This is a genomic window from Roseococcus sp. (assembly GCF_965227005.1).
Classification (GTDB): domain Bacteria; phylum Pseudomonadota; class Alphaproteobacteria; order Acetobacterales; family Acetobacteraceae; genus Roseococcus.
The window spans coordinates 23778-45269 of the sequence record NZ_CBDDFJ010000018.1; the positions used below are offsets into that span (position 1 = coordinate 23778).

Annotated in this window: 26 protein-coding genes and 1 pseudogene; 5 read left to right on the forward strand and 22 right to left on the reverse strand. The window is 68.7% G+C overall.

Annotated elements, in window-relative coordinates:
* Nucleotides 1-26: 26 nt before the first annotated feature.
* Nucleotides 27-611: pseudogene (locus ACO057_RS08665) on the reverse strand (glycosyltransferase); the annotation flags it as partial.
* Between the two features lie 82 nt (nt 612-693).
* Here ACO057_RS08665 and ACO057_RS08670 point away from each other — a divergent pair.
* From ACO057_RS08670 to ACO057_RS08680, 3 genes are all read left to right on the forward strand, one after another.
* On the forward strand, nt 694-1314 hold the full coding sequence (locus ACO057_RS08670) for a hypothetical protein (RefSeq protein WP_421990664.1): 621 nt from the start codon (nt 694-696) through the stop codon (nt 1312-1314).
* A gap of 177 nt (nt 1315-1491) precedes the next feature.
* Nucleotides 1492-1926, forward strand: coding sequence for a PaaI family thioesterase (locus tag ACO057_RS08675; RefSeq protein WP_421990666.1), 435 nt, complete (start codon nt 1492-1494; stop codon nt 1924-1926).
* On the forward strand, nt 1923-2939 hold the full coding sequence (locus ACO057_RS08680) for an asparaginase (protein WP_421990668.1): 1017 nt from the start codon (nt 1923-1925) through the stop codon (nt 2937-2939). Before ACO057_RS08675 ends, ACO057_RS08680 begins: the two co-directional genes overlap by 4 nt.
* Before the next feature lie 109 nt (nt 2940-3048).
* On the opposite strand, the gene ACO057_RS08685 is transcribed toward ACO057_RS08680, so the two are convergent.
* The 20 genes from ACO057_RS08685 to ACO057_RS08780 form a co-directional block, all read right to left on the reverse strand.
* Entirely contained in the window at nt 3049-3210 is a 162-nt protein-coding gene (locus ACO057_RS08685) for a hypothetical protein (protein WP_421990670.1), read from the reverse strand.
* A 64-nt stretch (nt 3211-3274) separates the two neighbouring features.
* A complete protein-coding gene (locus tag ACO057_RS08690; RefSeq protein WP_421990672.1) occupies nt 3275-3685 on the reverse strand; it encodes an acyl-CoA thioesterase in 411 nt (136 codons plus the stop codon).
* 10 nt (nt 3686-3695) lie between these two features.
* Nucleotides 3696-4076, reverse strand: coding sequence for a hypothetical protein (locus ACO057_RS08695; RefSeq protein WP_421990674.1), 381 nt, complete (start codon nt 4074-4076; stop codon nt 3696-3698).
* A 75-nt stretch (nt 4077-4151) separates the two neighbouring features.
* Entirely contained in the window at nt 4152-4544 is a 393-nt protein-coding gene (locus ACO057_RS08700; protein WP_421990676.1) for a hypothetical protein, read from the reverse strand.
* A 130-nt stretch (nt 4545-4674) separates the two neighbouring features.
* Nucleotides 4675-5391: a ribonuclease activity regulator RraA gene (locus tag ACO057_RS08705; protein WP_421990678.1), complete on the reverse strand. Its 717-nt coding sequence runs from the start codon at nt 5389-5391 to the stop codon at nt 4675-4677.
* Nucleotides 5392-5453: 62 nt separating this feature from the next.
* Entirely contained in the window at nt 5454-5945 is a 492-nt protein-coding gene (locus ACO057_RS08710) for a gluconokinase (RefSeq protein ID WP_421990680.1), read from the reverse strand.
* Nucleotides 5942-6895 carry a phosphogluconate dehydrogenase (NAD(+)-dependent, decarboxylating) gene (gene gnd / locus ACO057_RS08715; RefSeq protein WP_421990682.1) on the reverse strand — a complete coding sequence of 318 codons (954 nt, stop codon included), beginning with the start codon at nt 6893-6895 and terminating at the stop codon, nt 5942-5944. Before gnd ends, ACO057_RS08710 begins: the two co-directional genes overlap by 4 nt.
* 78 nt (nt 6896-6973) lie before the next feature.
* Nucleotides 6974-8458, reverse strand: coding sequence for a carboxypeptidase M32 (locus ACO057_RS08720; protein WP_421990684.1), 1485 nt, complete (start codon nt 8456-8458; stop codon nt 6974-6976).
* Nucleotides 8455-9198 (reverse strand): SURF1 family protein, encoded by a 744-nt coding sequence (locus ACO057_RS08725; RefSeq protein WP_421990686.1) that lies wholly within the window; start codon nt 9196-9198, stop codon nt 8455-8457. Before ACO057_RS08725 ends, ACO057_RS08720 begins: the two co-directional genes overlap by 4 nt.
* Before the next feature lie 91 nt (nt 9199-9289).
* The gene (locus tag ACO057_RS08730) at nt 9290-10126 is read right to left on the reverse strand and encodes a cytochrome c oxidase subunit 3 (RefSeq protein WP_421990688.1); all 837 of its coding nucleotides are present in this window, start codon (nt 10124-10126) and stop codon (nt 9290-9292) included.
* 156 nt (nt 10127-10282) lie between these two features.
* The gene (locus ACO057_RS08735; RefSeq protein WP_421990690.1) at nt 10283-10909 is read right to left on the reverse strand and encodes a cytochrome c oxidase assembly protein; all 627 of its coding nucleotides are present in this window, start codon (nt 10907-10909) and stop codon (nt 10283-10285) included.
* On the reverse strand, nt 10906-11031 hold the full coding sequence (locus tag ACO057_RS08740; RefSeq protein WP_421990692.1) for a hypothetical protein: 126 nt from the start codon (nt 11029-11031) through the stop codon (nt 10906-10908). Before ACO057_RS08740 ends, ACO057_RS08735 begins: the two co-directional genes overlap by 4 nt.
* On the reverse strand, nt 11028-11984 hold the full coding sequence (locus tag ACO057_RS08745; protein WP_421990694.1) for a heme o synthase: 957 nt from the start codon (nt 11982-11984) through the stop codon (nt 11028-11030). Before ACO057_RS08745 ends, ACO057_RS08740 begins: the two co-directional genes overlap by 4 nt.
* A 124-nt stretch (nt 11985-12108) precedes the next feature.
* A complete protein-coding gene (gene ctaD, locus ACO057_RS08750) occupies nt 12109-13710 on the reverse strand; it encodes a cytochrome c oxidase subunit I (RefSeq protein ID WP_421991162.1) in 1602 nt (533 codons plus the stop codon).
* Nucleotides 13711-13798: 88 nt separating this feature from the next.
* A complete protein-coding gene (gene coxB, locus ACO057_RS08755) occupies nt 13799-14665 on the reverse strand; it encodes a cytochrome c oxidase subunit II (protein ID WP_421990696.1) in 867 nt (288 codons plus the stop codon).
* 249 nt (nt 14666-14914) lie between these two features.
* The gene (locus ACO057_RS08760; protein WP_421990698.1) at nt 14915-15274 is read right to left on the reverse strand and encodes an ArsR/SmtB family transcription factor; all 360 of its coding nucleotides are present in this window, start codon (nt 15272-15274) and stop codon (nt 14915-14917) included.
* A gap of 194 nt (nt 15275-15468) precedes the next feature.
* Nucleotides 15469-16002 carry a class I SAM-dependent methyltransferase gene (locus ACO057_RS08765; RefSeq protein ID WP_421990700.1) on the reverse strand — a complete coding sequence of 178 codons (534 nt, stop codon included), beginning with the start codon at nt 16000-16002 and terminating at the stop codon, nt 15469-15471.
* A 213-nt stretch (nt 16003-16215) separates the two neighbouring features.
* On the reverse strand, nt 16216-17094 hold the full coding sequence (locus ACO057_RS08770) for a DMT family transporter (protein WP_421990702.1): 879 nt from the start codon (nt 17092-17094) through the stop codon (nt 16216-16218).
* A gap of 106 nt (nt 17095-17200) precedes the next feature.
* Nucleotides 17201-17695 (reverse strand): GcrA family cell cycle regulator, encoded by a 495-nt coding sequence (locus tag ACO057_RS08775; RefSeq protein WP_421990704.1) that lies wholly within the window; start codon nt 17693-17695, stop codon nt 17201-17203.
* Between the two features lie 219 nt (nt 17696-17914).
* On the reverse strand, nt 17915-19063 hold the full coding sequence (locus ACO057_RS08780) for an energy transducer TonB (RefSeq protein WP_421990706.1): 1149 nt from the start codon (nt 19061-19063) through the stop codon (nt 17915-17917).
* A gap of 161 nt (nt 19064-19224) precedes the next feature.
* On the opposite strand from ACO057_RS08780, the gene ACO057_RS08785 reads away from it, so the two are divergent.
* On the forward strand, nt 19225-20373 hold the full coding sequence (locus tag ACO057_RS08785; RefSeq protein WP_421990708.1) for a PQQ-dependent sugar dehydrogenase: 1149 nt from the start codon (nt 19225-19227) through the stop codon (nt 20371-20373).
* Here ACO057_RS08785 and ACO057_RS08790 read toward each other — a convergent pair whose 3' ends face one another.
* Nucleotides 20374-20778 carry a GFA family protein gene (locus tag ACO057_RS08790; protein WP_421990710.1) on the reverse strand — a complete coding sequence of 135 codons (405 nt, stop codon included), beginning with the start codon at nt 20776-20778 and terminating at the stop codon, nt 20374-20376.
* A gap of 92 nt (nt 20779-20870) precedes the next feature.
* On the opposite strand from ACO057_RS08790, the gene ACO057_RS08795 reads away from it, so the two are divergent.
* Nucleotides 20871-21485, forward strand: coding sequence for a flavin reductase family protein (locus ACO057_RS08795; RefSeq protein ID WP_421990712.1), 615 nt, complete (start codon nt 20871-20873; stop codon nt 21483-21485).
* Nucleotides 21486-21492: the final 7 nt, after the last annotated feature.

The window sequence follows — 21492 nt, forward strand, 5'->3', positions numbered from 1 at the left end:
GATATGAGATTTCAGGGAAAAATTGCTCAGGCACGTTGAAAAGAGTTGGCGGCGGTAACGGGCGCGGCCGCGAGAGGCTCCAGGAAGTTCTCCGCCGCGGCGAAATGCTGGCTCCAGCTCGGCGGGGTCCACTTTGCGAGACGGTCAAGCTGGGCGGCGCGGCGGGGATGTGCCGGGTCCGCCATTTCCAGGATGACCTGGCGCCAGGCGATGAAGTCGAGCGGATGCAGGTGCTCCGGCACGCCGCCACCGACCTCCCGCGCCGCGGGAATGTCGGAGGCGATGACCGGAGTGCCGAGCGCCATCGCTTCGGCCAAGGGCAGGCCGAAGCCCTCCACGAAGCTCGGGCAAAGCAGCGCCGTCGCGCCCTGGACGAGCTGCGCGACCTCCTGGTCCCGCAGGCGGCCGCATTCCTCGACGAGTCCGCCGAATTCCGCGCGGTCCAGCAGGCGGAAGACCTGCTCGTTCTCCCAGCCGCGGCGGCCGATGATCAGCAGGCGCGGTGCGCCGGCCAGGCCCTGCTGCGCGAAGTCCCGCCAGATCTGCAACGCGAGGAGATGGTTCTTGCGCGGCTCGATGGTGCCGAGCATCACGAAATAGGGATGCGCGGCGGGGCGGGCCGGGCGTGCGGGCCGGTAGGTCGAGCCCCAGGCTCATCACCCCCAGGGGCGGCATCGTCTGCTGCAGGATCAGATGGGGGCGCAGGCTCTCGGCCACAGCCTCCGTCGTCACCATCACCCCGGCCGCGCGGCGGGCGACCATGTCGAGCTTGGCCAGGTGCTGACGGGTCGCGGCGGGGCGGGTGTATTCAGGATGGGTCAGCGGAATGAGGTCGTGCACCAGGGGCACGAAGCGCGCCCCGAGCGCGATCATGCCGCCGGTGGCGCGCTCGTGGTGCAAGGCGCGATGCGACACGATCAGGAAGAGGCTGTCCTTGCGCGACGAGATCCGGCGGGCGAGCTCGCCGCGGCCCATGCCCCAGAATTTGAAGGACATCGCCGCGGCCGCCATCGTGCGGAAGCGCGTGAGCATCCCCTCCTTGCCCGGAAAGACGGCGCGGTCGGCCTCTCGCAGGAGGGCATGGGCGAGGCTGTCCGGCAGGGCGGCGAACCAGCCCCAGGGCGATTGCGCGACGAAGGTGACATCCTTGGCGGGAAGGCCGCGCCAATGGCGGGCATGCGCGAATTCGACTCGATCGATGCCGCTGGGCTGGCCGGACCAGGCCAGGCCGAGAAGGCGGGAGATGTCGAGCACAATATGCACGCCGTCACGCTCCTGGGCTCATGGCCGGATGGGGGAAGAAGTTCCCGATGATCTTCGTCGATCCCGGCGTCAAGGCTGGAACCTGCCTGACTAATCGCAATCCAGGGCCATCTCCCGCGCGGCGCCTTCGGGCGCCATTCGAAAGAATCAGGAGCCGTGCCCTCCATTGACACGCGCCCCTATTAAATCACGCTTAATGCTGCACCGCGGCGACAAAAAGGCGAGCCCATGAGCATCTGGCGTCAACCCACCACGCCCCAGGAGATCCAGGCCCGGAGGGGCGAGAGCGTGAACGCGCTCCTGGACATCGAGATCACCGAGATCGGCCCGGACTTCATCAAGGGCGAGATGCCGATCGACGGGCGCCACATCCAGCCCTTCGGCATCATCCATGGCGGCGTCTCCGTCGTGCTGGCCGAGACGCTGGGCAGCCTGGCCTCGATGCTGGCCTGCGAGCCGGGCTTCCAGGCCGTCGGGCTGGAGGTGAACGCCAATCACCTCCGCCCCAATCCCAAGGGTGGCCGGGCCTATGGCCTTTGCACCCCCGTGCGGATCGGGCGGAGCGTGCATGTCTGGAATATCGAGCTGCGCCGCGACGACGGCGAGCTTTTCTGCGTCTCCCGCCTGACCACGGCGATCATCGAGAGGAAGAAAACCGCATGAGCAGCCATCCGACGACTGGCCGCCCGAAGATCGCCGTCATCGGCACCGGCGGGACGATCAGCTCTATGGGCCGCGGTCCCTTCGACATCGCGGACTACGCCACGCTCGGACAGGTCATGACCTCCGCGCAGCTGCTGGAGTTCTGGCCCCAGGTGCAGGAGGTCGCCGAAGCCTTCGCCGTGCCCTACAAGGCGGTGGCCTCCACGGCCCTCGGCCCGGTGGAGTGGCTGGAGCTGGTGAAGCTCTGCGACGAGACGGTCGCCAGGCACCCCGACATCGACGGCATCGTCATCACCCACGGCACGGCGACGCTGGAGGAGACGGCCTATTTCCTGTCGCTGACCGTGAAGGTGGAGGTGCCGGTGGTCGTCGTCGGCGCGCAGCGGCCCTCGACCGGGCTGTCCTCCGATGCGGGCATGAACCTCGCCAATGCCTGCCGCGTGGCGGGCGATCCGCGCGCACGCGGCCTCGGCGCGCTGGTGCTGCTGAACGACGAGATCCACGCCGCGCGCGAGGTCACCAAGACCAGCACGAGCCGGCTGCAGACCTTCCGCACGCCCGATTTCGGCGTCCTCGGCCATGTCGATGCCGATGCCGTCGCCTGGTATCGCAAGCCGCTGCGCAAGCTCGGCCGCGAGACGGAGTTCGACGTGCGCGGGCTGTCGAGCCTGCCGCGCGTGGACATCGTCTATTGCTATGCCGGCGCGGATGGCGCGGCGGTGCAGGCCTTCGTGGCGGCAGGCGCGCAAGGGCTCGTTTCGGCTGGCTTCGCGCCGAGCTTCGTGACGCCGGCCATGGGCGAGACGATGATCGCGGCGATCGCCGCGGGGACGCCCATCGCGGCCAGCACGCGCGCCGGCTCGGGGCGGATGTTCTACACGACGCGGATGCGGGAGGCCGGCTTCGTGAACGCCGACAACCTCAACCCGCAGAAGGCGCGCATCCTGCTCATGCTGGCGCTGACGGTCACGACGAATCACACGGAGCTGAACCGCATCTTCGCGGAATACTGAGCCGGCAAGAGCATCATCCGACCAGACGGAATCGTTTGGTCGGATAAAGATGCTCGTAAAAACAAATGGCTAGAGCTTGCGCAGTGAGCCCTTGCGAACGGAGAAGGCTCTAATGCGGCGTCACGCCCTCGGGGGTGACGCCGGCCAGCCGCACGACCGCGCTTCGATGCTCCGGCGCGGCTTCGGCGAGGGCCCAGGGCAGCAGCAGCGCCAGCGCCATGGCGAGGGTGGCGGCGAGGAAGGGCAGGTCGGCGAGGCACGGACGGGACATCGTGGCGAGGCTCCGGAGCGGGTCCGGAAGCTGAACACCCGCCATCCCCGAAGGTTGCCGAGTGTCAGGCCTCGACGGGCGCCAGCCGCTCCGCCGCGGCGCGCCAGATGTCGAGCATCGGCGCGGGGCGGCGCGTCGTTCGGTCCATGAAGACGATTACGCTCTCGGCCGTCGCGAAGCGCAGCTCGCCGAGGAAGAGCTCCTGATGGATGGTGATGGAGGTGTTGCCCACGCGCGAGATGGCGCTGCCGATACGCACGCGCCCCGGATAGTGAACCTCGGCCAGGTAATCGATGATCACGCGGCGCAGCGCCGTCGCCAGCGGGCGGGAGCGCGGCTCGCCCGCCACCGAGGAGATGATCTCGCCGCGGCCCGCCTCGCAGAGGGCCGCGATCGAGGCGTTGTTCACGTGCCCATTGAGGTCCGTGTCCTGGATGCGGAGCTTTTCCTCCGTCCAGAAGGGGAACTCCCTCATGGGCACGCGCTCATCGGGCGCTGATGCCCCGGTTGGTGACGATGATCTGGCTCGCGACGCAGACATTGATCTGGCGGATCTCGGTGGCGCGGCCGTTGTTCCACACCACGCGGAAATCGTAATTGCCTGGATTGGTTAGGCGGTAGCTCATGGAGCGCCCGGGATAGATGACGTTGGCGCCAAGCTGATCCGCGCCCCAGCTACCGAGGGAGGAATGGCTGAAGTACAGCTCACGCACGATCGCGTTGGATTCGTTGATCACGCGGATGCTGGTGTCGCAGACCCGCTGGACCGGGGTGACCATCACGGGCTGCACATAGGGCTGCGGCGGCACGCAGGCGGCAAGCAGGGTCGCGCTGGCCAGGGCCGCGATCGCGGTCAGTTTCTTCATGGGCGATATCTCCCTTGGATGCATGTAATGGACCCAAATTAATCGAGGGGCGCGGCACCGCAAGCGGATTGCGGATCAGCGCGCCTCGATGCCGAAATTGGTGATGACGATCTGCGTGTTGGTGCAGATGTTCGCGCGCCGTAGGTCCGAGGTCGAGCGGTCGGCGCGCACGATGCGGAAGTCATGCGCGCCCGGGCTGTCGGCGCGGAAGTCGCGCGACTGGCCGGCGCCGAGGATGCCCTGGCCCAGCCGGTCCCGGCCGAAGGAGGAGAGGGCCGAATCGGCGAAGAAGACCTGGTGCACCTCGCGGGTGCTGCTGTTGGTCACGCGCAGCGTCCCGTCGCAGGCCGCTCCGCGGGCGGCCGCACTGGGGCCGCCCGCCGGCCGTGCCGGGGCATCGTCCGGCGGTTCGGAGGAGCAGGCGGCCAGCGCGACAGCGCCGGCCAGGGCCAGAAACCACTTGGTCATGGGATTGCTCCTCCTAGAGCAGATCCCGATCAGGCCGCTCCGCCTGATCGGGTGAAGATGCCCGGAAAACAACAGGCCAGAGCTTTTGACGTGAGCCTCTTCGATCGGCAAAGGCTCTGGAATTCACGCCTCAGGCGCGGCCGGCGGCCTTGTCGGCTTCGTACTTCGCCTTGTTCTCGGCATTGGCCGGATAGAGGCCGGGCAGGGCCACGCCGGCTTCGACCTGCGTCATGATCCAGGCTTCCAGGCGCTCCTGCTCCACGCTCTCCTCGGTCACGACATCCACGATGTCCTTGGGGATGAGCACGCAGCCATCCGCATCGGCCACGATCACGTCGCCCGGGAAGACGGCCACGCCGCCGCAGCCGATCGGCTCCTGCCAGCTCACGAAGGTGAGGGCCGCGACCGACGGGGGAGCCGCGCCGCCATTGCACCAGACGGGCAGGCCCGTGCCGTTCACGCCGGCCACGTCGCGCACCGCGCCGTCGGTGACCAGGGCGACCACGCCGCGCTTGGCGAGGCGGGCGCAGAGGATGTCGCCGAAGATGCCGGCGTCGGTGATGCCCATGGCGTCGGCGACGGCGATGCAGCCTTCGGGCATCGCCTCGATGGCGGCGCGGGTGCTGATCGGGCTCGACCAGCTGGCCGGGGTCGCGAGATCCTCACGGGCGGGGACGAAGCGCAGCGTGAAGGCCTCGCCCACCAGGCGCACGCCCTGGGCGGAAGGCGAGAACGGCGCCGCGCCGCGCATCCACACGTTGCGGAGGCCCTTCTTCAGCAGCACCGTCGTCAGCGTGGCGGTGGTGATCTTCTCGAGCTTGGCTTTGGTGGCGGCGGACAAGGACATCTGAATTCTCCGAAAGCGTTCCTTGCCTGTTATGCCGCGACCCGCACGGGGTCAACGCAACCTCAGCCCCGCAGGCGGCGCGCCGCCTCCGCCGCGACGGCTCCCGCCTCCATCGCGATGTCGAGGATGAGCGCCGCCTCGTCGGGCCCGGGCGGCTCCAGCGTGGCGAACTGGCTGGCCATCAGGCTCGGCGGCATGAAATGGCCCTCGCGCGCGCCCTGCCGCGCGGCGATCAGCTCCGGCGGGCCAGCGAGATGCACGAGCTGGAGATCCGGCACCCAGCCCCGCAGCCGATCGCGATAGGCGCGCTTCAGGGCCGAGCAGGCGATGACGCCGCCCTGGCCCTCCGCCGCCAGCCAGGCGCCGAGCGAGTCCAGCCAGGGCCAGCGATCGGCATCGGCGAGGGGAATTCCAGCCGACATCTTCGCGACGTTGGCGGGCGGGTGGAAGGCATCGGCATCGGCGAAGGGCAGGCCCAGCGCCGTGGCGATCCTCGCGCCGATGGTCGACTTGCCGCAGCCGGAGACGCCCATCACCAGGATGTGGTGCCTCATCCCTTCTTCGGTTCCAGATGTCCCCCGAAGCCCTTGCGCATGGCGCTCAGCGCCTTGTCGGCGAAGCTCGCCTCCTGGCGCGAGCGGAAGCGCGCGAAGAGCGCGGCGGCCAGGACGGGCACGGGCACCGCCTGCTCGACGGCCGTGTCGACCGTCCAGCGGCCCTCGCCGCTGTCGCTCACATGGCCGGAATATTCCGCGAGCTCGGGATCGTAGGCGAGCGCCTGGGCGGTGAGGTCCAGTAGCCAGGAGGAGACGACGGAGCCGCGCCGCCAGGCCTCGGTGATGTCGGGCAGGTCGAGCGCGAAGGGGGCGGCGCGCATGAGGTCCAGGCCCTCGGCCATGGCCTGCATCATCCCGTATTCGATGCCGTTATGGACCATCTTGGCGTAGTGCCCCGCGCCGTTCGGGCCGCAATGCACATAGCCTTTCGCGGGCCGCGCATCGCGCGCCTCTCGCCCCGCGGTGGGCAGGGCGGTGCCCTCGCCGGGCACGAGCGCGGCGAGGATGGGGTCGAGCCGCTGCACCACCTGCGCCTCGCCGCCGATCATCAGGCAATAGCCGCGCTCGAGGCCCCAGACGCCGCCGGAAGTGCCGATGTCCAGATAATGGAGGCCATGCGCGGCGGCCTCGGCGCCCCGGCGCGCGGAATCCTTCCAGAAGGAATTGCCGCCTTCGATGAGGATGTCGCCCTCGCGCAGCAGACCATGCAACTCGCGCAGCGTGGCCTCGGTCGCCTCGCCGGCGGGGAGCATCACCCAGACGGCGCGCGGCGCGCTGAGGCTGGCGACGAGATCCGCGAGCGAGGCCGCACCCCGCGCGCCCTCCGCGACCAAGGTGGCGACGGCGTCCTCGTCGCGGTCATAGGCGACGCCGACATGCCCCGCCTTCATCACGCGGCGCAGGATATTGGCGCCCATCCGGCCCAGGCCGATCATGCCGAGCTGCATTGGTGATCCTCCCCGATTTAGGAGATTTTACACGGCGCGGCGCCGGATGTGAGAGGGCTTCGTGACCCGATTCAGGCCTCAGGTCAGGTATCGCGCCGTCAGGTGGTCCTGGAAATCCATCGGATCGAGCGGCTTGCCCGTGGCCGCGCGCATCAGGTCCTGGAAGCCGAGGCGCGAGCCCTGGGAATGGACGTTCTTCCGCAGCCAGCCCAGCAGCGGCGCCATGTCGCCCTGGGTCAGCGCGGCGTCGAGGCCCGGCGTCGCCGCGCGGGCGGCCTTCATCAGCTGGGCCGCGGCCATCGCGCCGAGGGTGTAGCTCGGGAAGTAGCCGAAGCCTCCGTCGTACCAGTGGATGTCCTGCAGGCAGCCTTGCGCGTCGTCGGGCGGGGTGATTCCGAGCAGGGAGTGCAGCCCCTCGGCCCAGGCGCCGGGCAGGTCGGCGATGGCGAGGCGGCCCTCGATCATCGCGCGCTCCAGCCGGAAGCGCAGGATGACATGGGCGGGATAGGTCAGCTCGTCGGCATCCACGCGGATGAAGCCGCGCGAGACATGCCGCCAGAGGCCGGCGAGGTTCTTTGCCGCGTAGGCGGCGGAATCGCCGCCATAGGCGGCCTGCAGCTGCGGGCCGAGGAACGACAGAAAGGCGTCGGAGCGGCTTGCCTGCATCTCGACGATCAGGCTCTGCGACTCGTGCGCGGCCATGCCGGCGGCCTCGCCCACGGGCTGGCGGGCATGGGCCTCGGGCAGGCCGCGCTCGTAGAGCGCATGGCCGGTCTCGTGCAGCACGCCAAGCAGCGCCTTGGCCGGGTCGGCCTCGCTGTAGAAGGTGGTGATGCGGACGTCGGAGGGGATGCCGCCGCAGAAGGGATGCACGCTTTCGTCGAGGCGCGAGTGGTCGGCCTCTAGCCCGATTCGCAGCGACAGGCTGCGGCACAGCTCGCGCTGCGTGGCGACGGGAAAGGGGCCGGGCAGGGGGATGGGCTTGCCGCGGCGGGCCTGGATCTCCTCCGCGCGAGGCAGCGCGTCGCGGAGAAACACCTCGTAGGCGTCGAAGACGGGCTCGACCTCGGCGGCGGTGACCCCGCGCTGGTAGCCCTCCATCAGCGAATCGTAAGCGGAAAGGCCGGTGACGGCGGAGAGCGCCTGCGCCGTCTCGCGCTGGAGGCGCAACACCTCCTCCAGATAGGGGCGGACCATCGCGAAGTCGGACTTCGCCTTGGCCTCGCGCCAGACCCTCTCGCAGGCGGAGTTGGCCCGCGCGCTGGCCTCGACGAGCTCGGTGGAGAGCGCGGAAGAACGGGCGTGGCTGCTGCGGATCAGTTCCAGATTGGCCGCCGCCCAGGGTTCCTCGGCCGAGGCCTCGGCGAGGTCGGCCGCCATTTCGGGCGCGGTGAAGAGCTCGTGCGAGAGGCCGGCCAGCGTCGCCAGCTGCTCGCCGCGCGCCGCGCCGCCGCCGCTCGGCATCATGGCGCTGGCGTCCCAATGCAGCATGGCCGAGGCCTCGCCCAGCGCGCCGAGGCGCGACATGCGGTGGGTCAGGCGTTGATAGGCGGCGTTGCTCATGTCTCGCTCAATCGCTTGCGGGCCCAGAGGGCGAAGATCGCCACCCAGGCGGCGGCGAGGCCGAACCAGGTGATCGCATAACCCAGATGGGGATTGTTCGGCTCGGGGAAGCCCGCGGCCGGGTCCGGCAGCGCCCCATGCCAGGCGGCCGGGGTGGAGCCGAGGCCCGAGGGAGCCGGCGCGCTGGAGCGGGGCTCGACGACGGTGAGGGCGTATTCGAGCGCATAGGGGGCGCCCAGCGCCGCGGCCATGTCGCGCACCGCGAAGGTGTAATAGCGCTTGGCGACCGGGTCGTCGCTGGCGGAGATCAGGCCGTGGCGCTCGCTGGGGCGGGCATAGCCGCTGACGGTGACCTCGCCTTCCGGGCGCCGCACGTCCCCGCCTTCGAGCGGGATCCAGCCGCGCTCGACCAGCAGCGGCGGCTGGCCCTCGCGGTCCAGCACGGCGATCAGGCTGCCGCCCAGCACGATGCCGCGCACTTCCAGGCCGTAGATCGCCTCTGCCCCGGGGCGGAAGCGGCCGGTGGCGGTGATGCGGGCGAAGGGGGCGGTGTCGCCGGCGGCCTGGACGGGCGGGCGGGCGCTTGCGGCCTGGAGCTCGGCGAGGACGCCTTGTTTCCAGTTCAGCCGCTGGATCTGCCAGGAGCCGAGGCCGAGCAGCACGGCCAGGATCGGAAGGGCGATGAAGCTCGGCAGGATGATGCGCTGCCAGGGGGTGGGCGAGTGGGTGGGCCGGCTCAAGAAACGGTGCCCTTCGAAGATTCGTCCGGCCGGAATGGGGGAGAACTGGGCCGGAAAAAATTCGGGCCGGCAGAGCCGGCCCGAAGGATCGTCAATGGACGGCGATCTCGCCCGCGCCCCACCAGTAGATGGAGACGAAGAGGAAGAGCCAGACCACGTCCACGAAATGCCAGTACCAGGCGGCCGCCTCGAGGCCGAAATGGCGCTCCTTCGACATGCCGCCGCCCATCGCGCGGAACATGCAGACCGCGAGGAAGATGGTGCCGACGATCACATGGAAGCCGTGGAAGCCCGTCGCCAGGAAGAAGGTCGAGGAATAGACGCCGCCGCCATGGAAGGCGAAGGGCGCGTCCGCGTATTCCCAGGCCTGGAGCGCCGTGAAGGACATGCCCAGCAGCACCGTGATGACGAGCCCCTGCACCAGGCCCTTGCGGTCACCCTCGAGCAGGGCGTGGTGCGCCCAGGTCACCGTGCAGCCCGAGAGCAGCAGGATCATGGTGTTGAGGAAGGGCAGGCCGAAGGGGTCGAAGGTGAGGGTGCCGGCGGGCGGCCAGATGTTGGCCGTCGAATTCAGCACGTGCTCCGGATAGAGCGCGAAGTGGAAATAGGCCCAGAAGAAGGCCACGAAGAACATCACCTCGGAGGCGATGAACAGCAGCATGCCGTAGCGCAGGCCCAGGCGAACGACCGGCGTGTGGAAGAAGGGGTTCTTGCTCTCCTTCAGCACGTCCCGCCACCAGCCGAACATGCAGGCGAGCAGCGCCATGAAGCCCAGGCCCAGGACCCAATGGACGTTGTTGTGCGCGAAGAGCACGACGCCGAAGAGCGTGGCTCCCGCCGAGAAGGCGGAAAGCAGCGGCCAGGGGGAAGGATCCACCAGGTGATAGGGATGCTTATACGGGGCGTGCCCCTCGGCGGTGCTGGCCATGCTCAATCCTGCGCAGAGTCCCTCCGGCGCATGTCAGCACCGGCCAATTGCGTCGCACCTTCCATGGAAACGCGCGGAGAATCAAGGTGCAGGGGCGCCGATAAGCGCTCGGAAACGGGGGCTTAGCGCGCTTTCGACCGCGCCCGGCCGCCGGAATCAGCGCTGCAGGCGCGGGTTGGCGCCGACATGCTCGCCCGCATTGGCCAGCGCGCCGGCCCGTTCCGCATCGTTCAGGCTGCGGAAGAAGGTGTAGTTGATCGTGATCGTGCGGACATCGCGCGCCTGGGGATCGTCCATGATCTTCGGATCGACCCAGAAGGCGAGCGGCATGTCGACGCGCTGATTCGGCTCCAGCACCTGCTCCTCGAAGCAGAAGCAGGCCGTCTTGTGGAAATACCGCCCCACGATCTCGGGCGTGACGTTGTAGGTCGAGACGCCGCTCACGGTCTGGCCGGTCAGGTTGCGGGCCTCGTAGAAGGCCATGCCCTCCTCGCCGAGGCGCAGCTGCATCGAGCCCTGCTGCGGGGAGAAGTGCCAGGGCAGGCCGGGGCTCGTATTGGCGTTGAAGCGGATGGTGACGCTGCGCGCCTCGGCGGTCGCGCCGGGGGCGGGCGTGCCCAGCATCGGCGTGCCGCCATAGCCGGTCAGCTGGCAGAACATGGTGTAGAGCGGCACCGCGGCGAAGGAGACGCCGACCATGAAGGTGACGAAGCCTGCGGCCGCCAGCCCCACGCGCTTGTTGCGCTTCGCGAGCAAGGCGGGGTCGGGGCGGGTGGGTGTCATCGGACCAGACGAACCATGGAGATGAGGTAGAACAATCCCGAGAGCGCGGCGAGCGCGCCCAGGATGGCCCAGTTCCGGCCGCGGCGGCGGCGCTCGAAATTCTTCTTTTCGTCGGGGGTCATGAGAGGATCAACCGATCGGCCGCAAGGACCCCGAAGAGGACGAAGAGGTAGACGATGCTGAACTTGAAGCACTTCCGCGCGGGGGCGTCGTTGGTCAGGGACACGCCCGTGGCGTCCTGCGCGTCGCGCCAGACAAGCCAGGCATGGCGCAGGAAATTCGCGCCCAGCAGGGCCGCGATGGCGCCGTAGACGACCGTGTTGAAGCCCATCAGCCAGGGCGCCAGCGTCAGCGGCACCAGCAGGATCGTGTAGATCACCACCTGGCGGCGCGTCTCGCGCGCACCGGAGATGACCGGCAGCATGGGCACTCCGGCGCGCTGGTAGTCCTGGTGCGCCCAAAGCGACAGGGCCCAGAAATGCGGCGGGGTCCACATGAAGATCATGGCGAAGAGGACGAGCGGCACGGCGTCGATCTGCCCCGTCACCGCGACCCAGCCGATCAGCGGCGGGAAGGCGCCGGCGGCGCCGCCGATGACGATGTTCTGCGGCGTGCGGCGCTTCAGCCACATCGTGTAGATGAAGACGTAGAAGCCGACCGATCCGGCCAGCACCGCGGCGGCGAGCCAGTTGGTGGCCAGGCCCATCAGGATGATCGAGCCCAGGGCCAGGATGACGCCATAGGCCAGCGCCGCGTCGGCGCCGATTCGCCCCATGGGAATGGGCCGCTTCTGCGTGCGGCGCATCACCGCGTCGATATCGCGGTCGTACCACATGTTGATGGCGCCCGCGGCGCCGGCGGCGATGGTGATGCAGAGGATGGCCGCCACGGCCAGGACGGGATGCAGATGGCCGGGCGCGACCGCCAGGCCGATGACACCGGTGAAGACGACGAGGCTGAGGACGCGCGGCTTCAGCAGCGTGAACCAGTCCCGCACCTCCGATCCGCCCAAATCGGCGGAAGCAACGTAAGGGGCTGGCACCCCACCTCCACCGTTTGCCGTCATGTCGCTCATATCGGTTTCCGTGACCCGCCCTGCAATCGGGCGTCATGTAAAACAGGCCTTTAAAACAGAACGCCCCCGGCGGGAACCGCCGGGGGCGCTAAGCAGCCCTTTTGAAAGCCGTCCGTCCGAGGAACTACCGGATGCGGGGCAGCTCGTTGAAGGTGTGGAAGGGCGGCGGGCTGCTCACCTGCCACTCCAGCGTCGTCGCGCCCTCGCCCCAATAGTTGGCGCCAGCGGGAACCTTCCGGCGGAAGGTGTCGTAGATGACGTAGAAGAAGAACAGGAAGGCCGCGACGGAGATGTAGGCGCCGAACGAGGCGACCAGGTTCCAGCCCCAAAAAGCGTCAGGATAGTCGGGGTAGCGGCGCGGCATGCCCTGGTTGCCCAGGAAGTGCATCGGGAAGAACGTCAGGTTCACGCCGATGAAGGTCATCCAGAAGTGGATCTTGCCCAGCTTCTCGGAGTACTGGTAGCCGCTCATCTTGCCGATCCAGTAATAGATGCCGGCATAGATGCCGAACACCGCGCCCAGGCTCAGCACGTAATGGAAGTGCGCCACCACGTAATAGGTGTTGTGCAGGATCTGCGTCACGCCAGCATTGGCCAGAACCACGCCCGTGACGCCGCCCACCGTGAAGAGGAAGATGAAGCCGACGGCCCAGAGCATGGGCGTGTCCAGCTTGATGGAGCCGCCCCACATGGTCGCGATCCAGGAGAAGATCTTCACGCCCGTGGGGACGGCGATGACCATCGTCGCGGCCATGAAGTAGGCGCGCGTGTCGACGTCGATGCCCGACTGGTACATGTGGTGCGCCCAGACGACGAAGCCGACGACGCCGATGGCGACCATGGCATAGGCCATGCCGAGATAGCCGAAGACCGGCTTCTTCGAGAAGGTCGAGATCACGTGGCTGACGATGCCGAAGGCCGGCAGGATCATGATGTACACTTCGGGGTGGCCGAAGAACCAGAAGAGGTGCTGGAACAGCAGCGGGTCACCACCGCCCTCGGGCTTGAAGAAGGCCGTGCCGAAGTTGCGGTCCGTGATGAGCATGGTGATCGCGCCGCCGAGGACGGGCACCGCCAGCAGCAGCAGGAAGGCCGTCACCAGCATCGACCAGACGAAGAGCGGCATCTTGTGCAGCGTCATGCCCGGGGCGCGCATGTTCAGGATGGTCGTGATGAAGTTGGCCGCACCCAGGATCGACGAGGCGCCGGCGAGGTGGAGCGCGAAGAGCGCCATGTCCATCGACATGCCCGGCTGGTACTGGTCGTCGGAGAGCGGGGTGTAGATCGTCCAGCCCGCACCGGCGCCCTGGCCCACGAACATCGAGCCGGCGAGCAGCAGGAGGGCGGGGACGAGCAGCCAGAAGCTGATGTTGTTCAGGCGCGGGAAGGCCATGTCCGGCGCGCCGATCATGATCGGCACGAACCAGTTGCCGAAGCCACCGATCAGCGCCGGCATGATCACGAAGAACACCATGATCAGGCCGTGGGCGGAGACGTAGACGTTCCACATCTGCCCGTCGGTGAAGATCTGCATCCCCGGCTGCTGCAGCTCAAGGCGCATCAGGAAGGAGAGCCCGATGCCGATGATCGCCGCGAAGAGCGAGAAGATGATGTAGAGCGTTCCGATGTCCTTGTGGTTCGTCGAGAAGAACCAGCGGCTCACGAAACCAGGTGTGTGGTGGTCGTGGTGGTCATCATGCCCATGCGCATCGGCGGAACTGGCCATGTCGAGGGTCACCTTTCCTGTTCAGTAGACCGTCCGCGGACGGGCGAATGTGTTCAAAGCAAGCGGATCGAGGCCCGAAGGCCGCGCGTCACTGACGCGCGGCGAGCTGGACCGGAGCATTGGCGGCGGGGAGGGCGGCCACGGCCGGGGCCCCGCCATTGTCGGCGAAGCGCGTGCGGGCGCTGGCCACCCAGGCGTCAAACTCGGCCTGGGGAACCGCACGGATCACGATCGGCATATAGGCGTGGTTGACGCCGCAGATCTGATTGCACTGGCCGTAGAACGTGCCCACGTGGTCGGCCTGCATCCAGGTCTCGATCGTGCGGCCGGGAATGCTGTAGCGCTGCACGCCGAGCGAGGGGACGAAGAAGCTGTGGATCACGTCCTGGCCATGGGTCATGACGCGGACCGAGCGGCCCACGGGGATCACCAGGGGCTCGTCCACCGTGAGGTTGCGCAGATCGCCCGGCTTCAGATCGGCCTCGGCGACGATGCGGCTGTCGAAGTTGAAGCCGCCGGTGCCGTTCTCGCCGGGGAAGGCGTAGTTCCAGTACCACTGGCGGCCGGTCACGTTGATCGTGAGATCGGGGTCGCGGGCGCGATCTTCGTAATAGATCAGCCGGAAGGACGGGATCGCGATCACCAGCAGGATCAGCACGGGGATGACCGTCCAGGCGATCTCCAGGCCGGTGTGGTGGCTCGTCTGCGAGGCGACCGGGTTGCGCTTGCGGTCGAACTTCCACAGGCAATAGGCGAGAAGCCCGGCCACGAAGATCGTGATGATGACGATGATCCACAGCAGCAAATCATTGAAGTCGTGGATGCGCTCCTTGATCGGCCCGCCCGCGGTCTGGAGACCGAGGCCCCAGGCATGCGGTGCGCCGACCATGTCATCGGCGCGTGCCGAGCCCATGCTGACGGCCGATGCAAAGCCCGCTGCCGCGAGCATCGCCATTCCGAGAATTCTTTTGATACGCCCGATCACGCCGTCGCACCCTGCCCTACAACTGGAGGCGACGCCCGGTCGGGGGGTCGCCCGGCAACCCCATCGGCCGCCATTTTCAAGCGTATCGCGTCCTTCCGCTCCACGGAAATCCGGGAGGAGAGCCAAGGGCGAATGGAGCGCGCCGCGCCCGGACCATAGAAGCTGGAAAAAGCCGCCACAAGCCTCGCTGCAGCGCGGGAGCATTGTATTTCCGCGAATTCAGCCCGCTTCAATGAGCTCGCTCTCGCCGCCTTCGGCGACGTGGTCGACCATATCGGTCAGCATGGAGCGGATATGCGGATCGCCGACCATGTAGAAGACCTGCCTTCCCCGCCGGTCGGCCTGGAGCAGGCGGGCGGCGCGCAGCAGGCGCAGGTGATGCGAGACCAGGCTGGGCGAGATGGAGAGCATTTCGGCCGTGGCGCCGACCGAGACGGGCTGATCGAGGCAGGCGAGGATGATCTTGAGGCGCGTGGGATCGCTCATCAGGCGGAACATCTCCGCGAGCTCCACCACTTCGTCTTCGTCGATGCGCACGCCTGTGGCCATGGAGACAGCTTCGTCCGTGCTGCGGCGCATTACAAGCCTCATTACAACAAAGGCTTGATTTCATTGAAAATATGAAGAAATGAACAGCTGTTCAGTATTTGGCCTCTCCGCGACCGGCGGAGGAGGGGCGTGGCGTTTCTGTGAAGCCTGGAAGAAATCGATCGAAACGATCGAGTCGGGCTCGATCCCGGCCCGGGACCCCGCGCGGCATCAGATCGAGGCGATCAGCCCGGATTCTTCACCTGGACAAGCGTGAAGAGCGACAGCGGCGGGCAGGATTCCATCTGCTCGATGGTCACCTCGGCGCGGTCGAGCAGGTCGCTCAGCATGAAGTCGGGGTGCCAGCCGAGAATGCGGGCCAGCGGCGCCGTGCTGCGCTCCAGCCACCAGCGGAAGCCGGAATCGGCGGCGAAGTGGTTCATGAACAGCAGATGCCCGCCGGGGCGCACGACGCGGGACATCTCGGCGAAGAGCTTCTTCGCGTCCGGCACGACGGAGGCGGTGAACATCGCCACCGCGATATCGAAGCTGTCATCGGCGAAGGCCGTGTTCTCCGCGTCCATTTCCAGCAGCCCGTGAACGGCCGAAAGGCGCTCCTGCGTCACGCGCTCCTGCGCCTTCAGCAGCATTTCGCGGGAGAGATCGATGCCCACCACGTCCAGGTCGCGCCGATAATGCGGCAGGGCCAGACCGGTGCCCACGCCCACTTCCAGCACGCGATTGCCCGAAACCTGGGAAAGACGGTTGACCGCGGCCACGGCGCTCCGCCGGCCGAAAGCCGAAACTCCCCCGAAAACAATGTCGTAGACGCCTGCCCAACGGCGATAGGCGTCGCGCACGGAGGCTGCGTCCAGCGATGCGCGGGGGTGGGCCCGTTCACCCTCCGAAAGGCCGGTAATGGAAATGTGACTAGTCCCTCTGGTCCGCGGGTGCGTCCGGGTTACTCCTCGCCCCCAGGACACGCAACCGCTTTATGATGACGAAGTTTCCCCGCGCGCCTTGGTTCGTTGCGGCAGCGCCGTGAGCAGGCCGCCCGCCGCGATGATCGCCGCGCCCAGCAGCGTCACGCCGTCCGGCCAGTCCTGGAAGACGATCACGCCGGCAAAACTCGCCCAGATCAATTGGGTATAGGACAGCGGCGCCAGCAGGCTCGCCGGGGCGCGGGCATAGGCGAGCACCAGCAGCCCATGGCTGATCCCGCCCAGCACGCCGACCGCGATCAGCGCCGTCCATTCCCAGGCGCTTGGCGCGACGAAGACGAAAGGCTGCATCAGCGAGGTCGCGATCGCGGCCGCGACGCCGGTGTGCAGGATGGTGACGCGGCTGTCGTCCAGCGCGGCCAGCTTGCGGGTGAGGATCTGGTAGAAGCCGAACATCGTCGCGGTGCCCAGCGGCAGGAGGTAGGCCCAGTGCAGCGGCGCGCCGGTCAGGAAGGGCGGGCGCAGCGCCACCATCACGCCCAGGAAGCCCAGCGCCACCCCGCACCAGCGCCGGGCCGAGACGGGTTCGCGCAGGATGAGGGCCGCCAGGGCCACGGTGATGAGCGGCGAGGCGAAGCCCACCGCGGTCGCATCGACCAGCGGGATATGCGACAGCGCCCAGGTGAAGATGAGGCTGCAGCCCATCAGCAGCAGCGAGCGCAGCGCCTGCAGCCCGGGCGCGCGCGACCGCCAGGGCAACCGGCCCGAGGTGATGCGCATCAGCGCGGCGACGGTGAGGAAGGAGAAGAAGAAGCGCGCCCAGATGATCTGCACGACGGAGAATTCGGACGTCAGCAGCTTCAGCGTGGTGTCCATCACCACGAAGATCATCAGGGCGCAAAGCTGGAGAAGCACGCCCTGGAGCGTCATGGCTGATTTTTCGGGCGCAGGCCGCCGCCTTCACGTCAGGAGAGGGCGACCGTACCAAGAGAGGAGGGAGGCGCGAAGACGCCTCCCGCCCTCCGAGGGTGGGAAATTACGCGGCGTCCTCGCGGCGATCCTTCACGCGGACATAGGCCAGCGAGGCATGCTCGGAGCAATAGGGCTTGCCCGCGATCGCGCCCGCGCAGCAGAAGTGGAAGCCCTCGGTGCCCGGCTCGCCCAGCGGCCAGCAGCAGGTCTTGGTGCTGACGCGCGGGAAGGCGCGCACCACCGCGACCGGCTTGGGCGCCGGCGGCGGCACCGCGACCGGGGCGGCGGCGACAACGATCCGCGGCTGCTCCTCGCGGCGGGGCACGGACGGCATGGCTGCGCGCAGCGGCGGCAGGGTCGGCCGGCGGCCGGTGGCGACGGGCCGCGGCGCGGCCGGGTCGCGCCGGATCGGGCTCGGCCGGGCCGGCAGCTGCAGCCGGTGCGCCTTGCCGACCACGGCATTCTTCGAGACGCCCATGCGGCGCCCGATCTCAGCGGTCGAATGTCCTTCGGCCCAAAGGGCACGGAGGCGGTCGATTGATTCCGTCGTCCAATCCATTTTGCCTAGATCCCGCTCGCCTGATACCACATAGAGTAGCGAAACCGGGGCTTGACACACAAGCCCTGGATTATCCCGAGTCGCCAGAAACTTGTGGAAAAGCCTTGGCTCAGCGCTTTCGAATGAGCGCCAAAGGAATTGCGCGGCTTATGAATCACTTAACGCCCGCCGGCCAGTCTTGACGGGCGCGAAGTCGCTCGGTGGAGGCCGCCGGATGGGCTAGCGACCGCCCCGCAGCAGCACGTAGTTCACCGTCAGGTCGATGGTGACGTTGGGATCGGAGCCGGGCGGGAAGGCCGGCAAACGCGCGCCGTTAAAGGGATAAGTCGTCCCGAAGTTCAGCGAGGGCGAGGTCGAAGGCCCCGTCAGCTGCACACCGCGCACCGTTCCATCCGGCGCGGCCATGATCCGCACGCGCACCTGACCATCTTCGCCGCGCATGATCGCCTGCTGCGAGTAGTGGATGTTCTGGTCCAGCCAGCGGCGGAAGGCCGCGCGCCAGTCCGCGCCGACATTGGCCCCCGAGACTCGCACCGAGGGATCGCGCGACGGCCGGCCCTCGGTCAGGCGCGGATCCACCGTCAGATCCAGCCCGCGCGCCTGGCGTCGTCCCGCCGGGGGCGTCGGCGGCTGACCGAGCTGCACACCGCCCGGCGCCCAGATGCCGGGAAGATTCGGCCGCGGCGGCTGGGCCTGCTGGCTGGGCGGCCGCTGCTGCGTCTGGGGCGGGGCCGGCGGCGGAGGGGGAGGCGGCGGTGGCAGGCTTTCGGACAGGCGGTCGGGCAGGCGCAGCGCGGTCGGCGGCGCGAAGAGGTCGATCGTGCCCTCCATGCGCGGCGCGGGCTCGGCCTGCTGGACCGGCGGCGTGGGCGGGGGCACCGGCGGCGGCGGGAGCGGCAGGGCCTGCTGGACCGGAGGCATCGGCATGGGCGGCGCCGGCACCGGGCTCGGCGGCGGAGGGGCCGGGGGCTGCGGGAGGGTCTGCTGCGCGGGCGGCGGGGGAGGCGGCAGGCCGGGCTGCGGCGGGGCCTCGGGCGGCGGCGGCTCCTCGGCCATGGAGGGGGGCTCGGGCGGCTGCGGCTCGCTCGGTTCGCCCTCGGTGGGCTCGGCCTCGGATTGCTGGGGCTGGCCGCCTTCGAAGACGATGTCGAAGGTGGGCGGCGGCAGGGTCTCCTGCGGCTTGCGCGGGTCGGGCCAGAAATAGAGCGCCAGGCCGAGCAGCAGATGGGCGAGCACCGAACCCAGGATGGCGGCCTGGAAGCCCAGGCGGCGGCGCTCCGGCGGCGACGAGCGCCAGCGCGGCCGGGTCGTGGCCGGACGCCAGGCCGGGGGCAGCGGCTCCAGCCGCGCGACCGTGCGACGCCGCACGCCCAAGCGGGTGCGTGGCCGAAGACGGGGCGGGCTGTGGTTGGGGCGCGTCACGCCGCGGGGCCAGACATCTGCCCCGCAATATCGCAAATCCGCCCCGCTGCGAATCAGTGGCAGGTGACGAAATGTGCCCATGTCCGTTGTGTCACCGGAGAACCCGCATGCCGCTACGCCGCCGAAGCCTGCTCGCCGCCGCCCTGCCTCTGCCCTTGGCCCTGGCCGTTCCTGCCGTCGCGCGGGCGCAGGGCACCGAGACCGTCCCGTCCCAGCGCGGTCCCCTGCGGCTGCGCACCTTCGCGACGGGGCTGGAGCATCCCTGGGGCGGCGGCTTCCTGCCCGATGGCCGCCTGCTGATCAGCGAGCGCCCGGGCCGTGCGCGGCTGATTTCCCGCGACGGCCAGGTCTCCGCGTCATTGGCCGGACTGCCGGAGGTGGAGGCCAGCGGCCAGGGCGGGCTGCTGGACCTGCGGCCCGCGCCGGATTTCGCCGCGACGTCGGAGGTCTTCTTCGCCGCAGCGACGCTGGTGCAGGGCGGGGCGCTGACGCGCCTCTATCGCGCCCGCCTCGGCCCGGATGGCTTCACGGAGGTCCGCGCCGTGGTGGATGCGGCGCCGGCCCAGTCGCGCGGGCGCAATCACTACGGCGGGCGCATCGCCTTCAGCCCGGATGGCGCGCATGTCTTCCTGACCTGCGGCGACCGGTACAACGAACGCGAGCGCGCCCAGCGGCTGGACGACCTGGCCGGCAAGGTCCTGCGCCTCACCCGCGACGGGCGCATCCCGCGCGACAACCCCTTCGTCGGGATGGCGGGACATCGCGGCGAGATCTGGACCTATGGCCATCGCAACCCGCAGGGCATCGCCTTCAACCCCGCGACGGGCAGCCTCTTCGCGGCCGAATTCGGGCCGCTGGGCGGCGACGAGCTCAACCTCCTGCGCCCCGGCCAGAATTACGGCTGGCCGGAGGTTTCCTATGGGCGTGAATATTCCGGCCGGCCGATCGCGAACGGCCGCACCTCGGGCCCCGGCATCGCCGAGCCGGTGAAGTACTGGGTGCCCGCCGTCAGCCCCTCGGGCCTGGCCTTCGCCCCGGCGGATGCGCCGCCGGCCTGGCGCGGCGGCCTCTTCATGGCCTGCCTCAACCCGGCCGGCCTGATCCGGATGGAGATGGAGGGCGACCGCGTCGTCGCCGAGGAGCGCCTGCTCTGGGGCCAGGCGCGGCTGCGCCAGGTGATCTTCGCGCCCGATGGCGGTCTGCTCCTCCTCACCGACGAGGCGCGCGGGCGGATCCTGCGCCTGGACGCGGCCTGATCAGTCCCTGGGGTGGCCGGGCAGGGCCGAAACGCCATCGATCCAGGGGAGGGCCGAACTGCACCATATCTGTCGCCTCGGTGGCAGTTCCGCGCGCTGGCGGATGCTGCCCCAGCGGAGGCCCCATTCGGCGGCGTCCTCACCTTCGCCAGTGGTGAAGAGGGGCGTGCCGCATTCAGGACAGAAGTATTGCAGCCGGCGGCGTCCGTTCTCGCCGGTCTTCGCGTAGAGCTTCGGCGGCTGGGCGGTGAGGCGCAGCCGCTCGCGCGGCACCAGCACGGTGACGCGATACGGGGATCCCGTCAGCGTCTGGCAATCCGTGCAATGGCAGACCGAAACCAGATCGGGATCGATCTCGGCCTCATAGGTCACATGGCCGCAATGGCACGCCCCGTCGATCTTCATCCGCATCCTCCGCCGCCTGCTGCCGGGCCACCCCTTCCTGTCGCCGGGGGAGTGGGCAAGAATTAAAACATCATCTCCGCAGGAAACGCCCCTTGTCCGACACCCATTTCTACGACCCGCGCCAAGGCCACGGCCTGCCGCACGACCCCTTCAAGGCCATCGTCGCGCCGCGCCCGATCGGCTGGATCACGACGGTGGACAAGGCGGGCCGCGTGAACCTCGCGCCCTACAGCTTCTTCAACGCCTTCAGCGGCCGCCCGCCGATCATCGCCTTCGCGAGCGAGAGCCTCAAGGACAGCGTGCGCAACGTCGAGGAAACGGGGGAATTCGTCTGCAGCTTCGTCACGCGCGAGCTGGCCGAGGCGATGAACGAGACCTGCCGCGGCGTACCGCATGGCGTGAACGAGATGGAGCTCGCCGCGCTCGACGCCGCGCCTTCCACCAGCGTGAAGCCGCCCCGCGTGGCCGCCGCGCCGGCGGCGCTGGAATGCAAGCTGCTGCAGGTCCTTCGCCTGAAGGATCTCGATGGGAAGCAGCTCGAAAGCTATGTGGTCATCGGCCAGGTCACCGGCGTGCACATCCAGCGCGCCTTCCTCAAGGATGGCATCTTCGACACCGCCGGCGCGCGGCCCATCGCGCGCTGCGGCTATCGTGGCGACTACACCGAGGTGAGCAGCCTCTTCGAGATGATCCGCCCGGCAGATTAGAGCATCA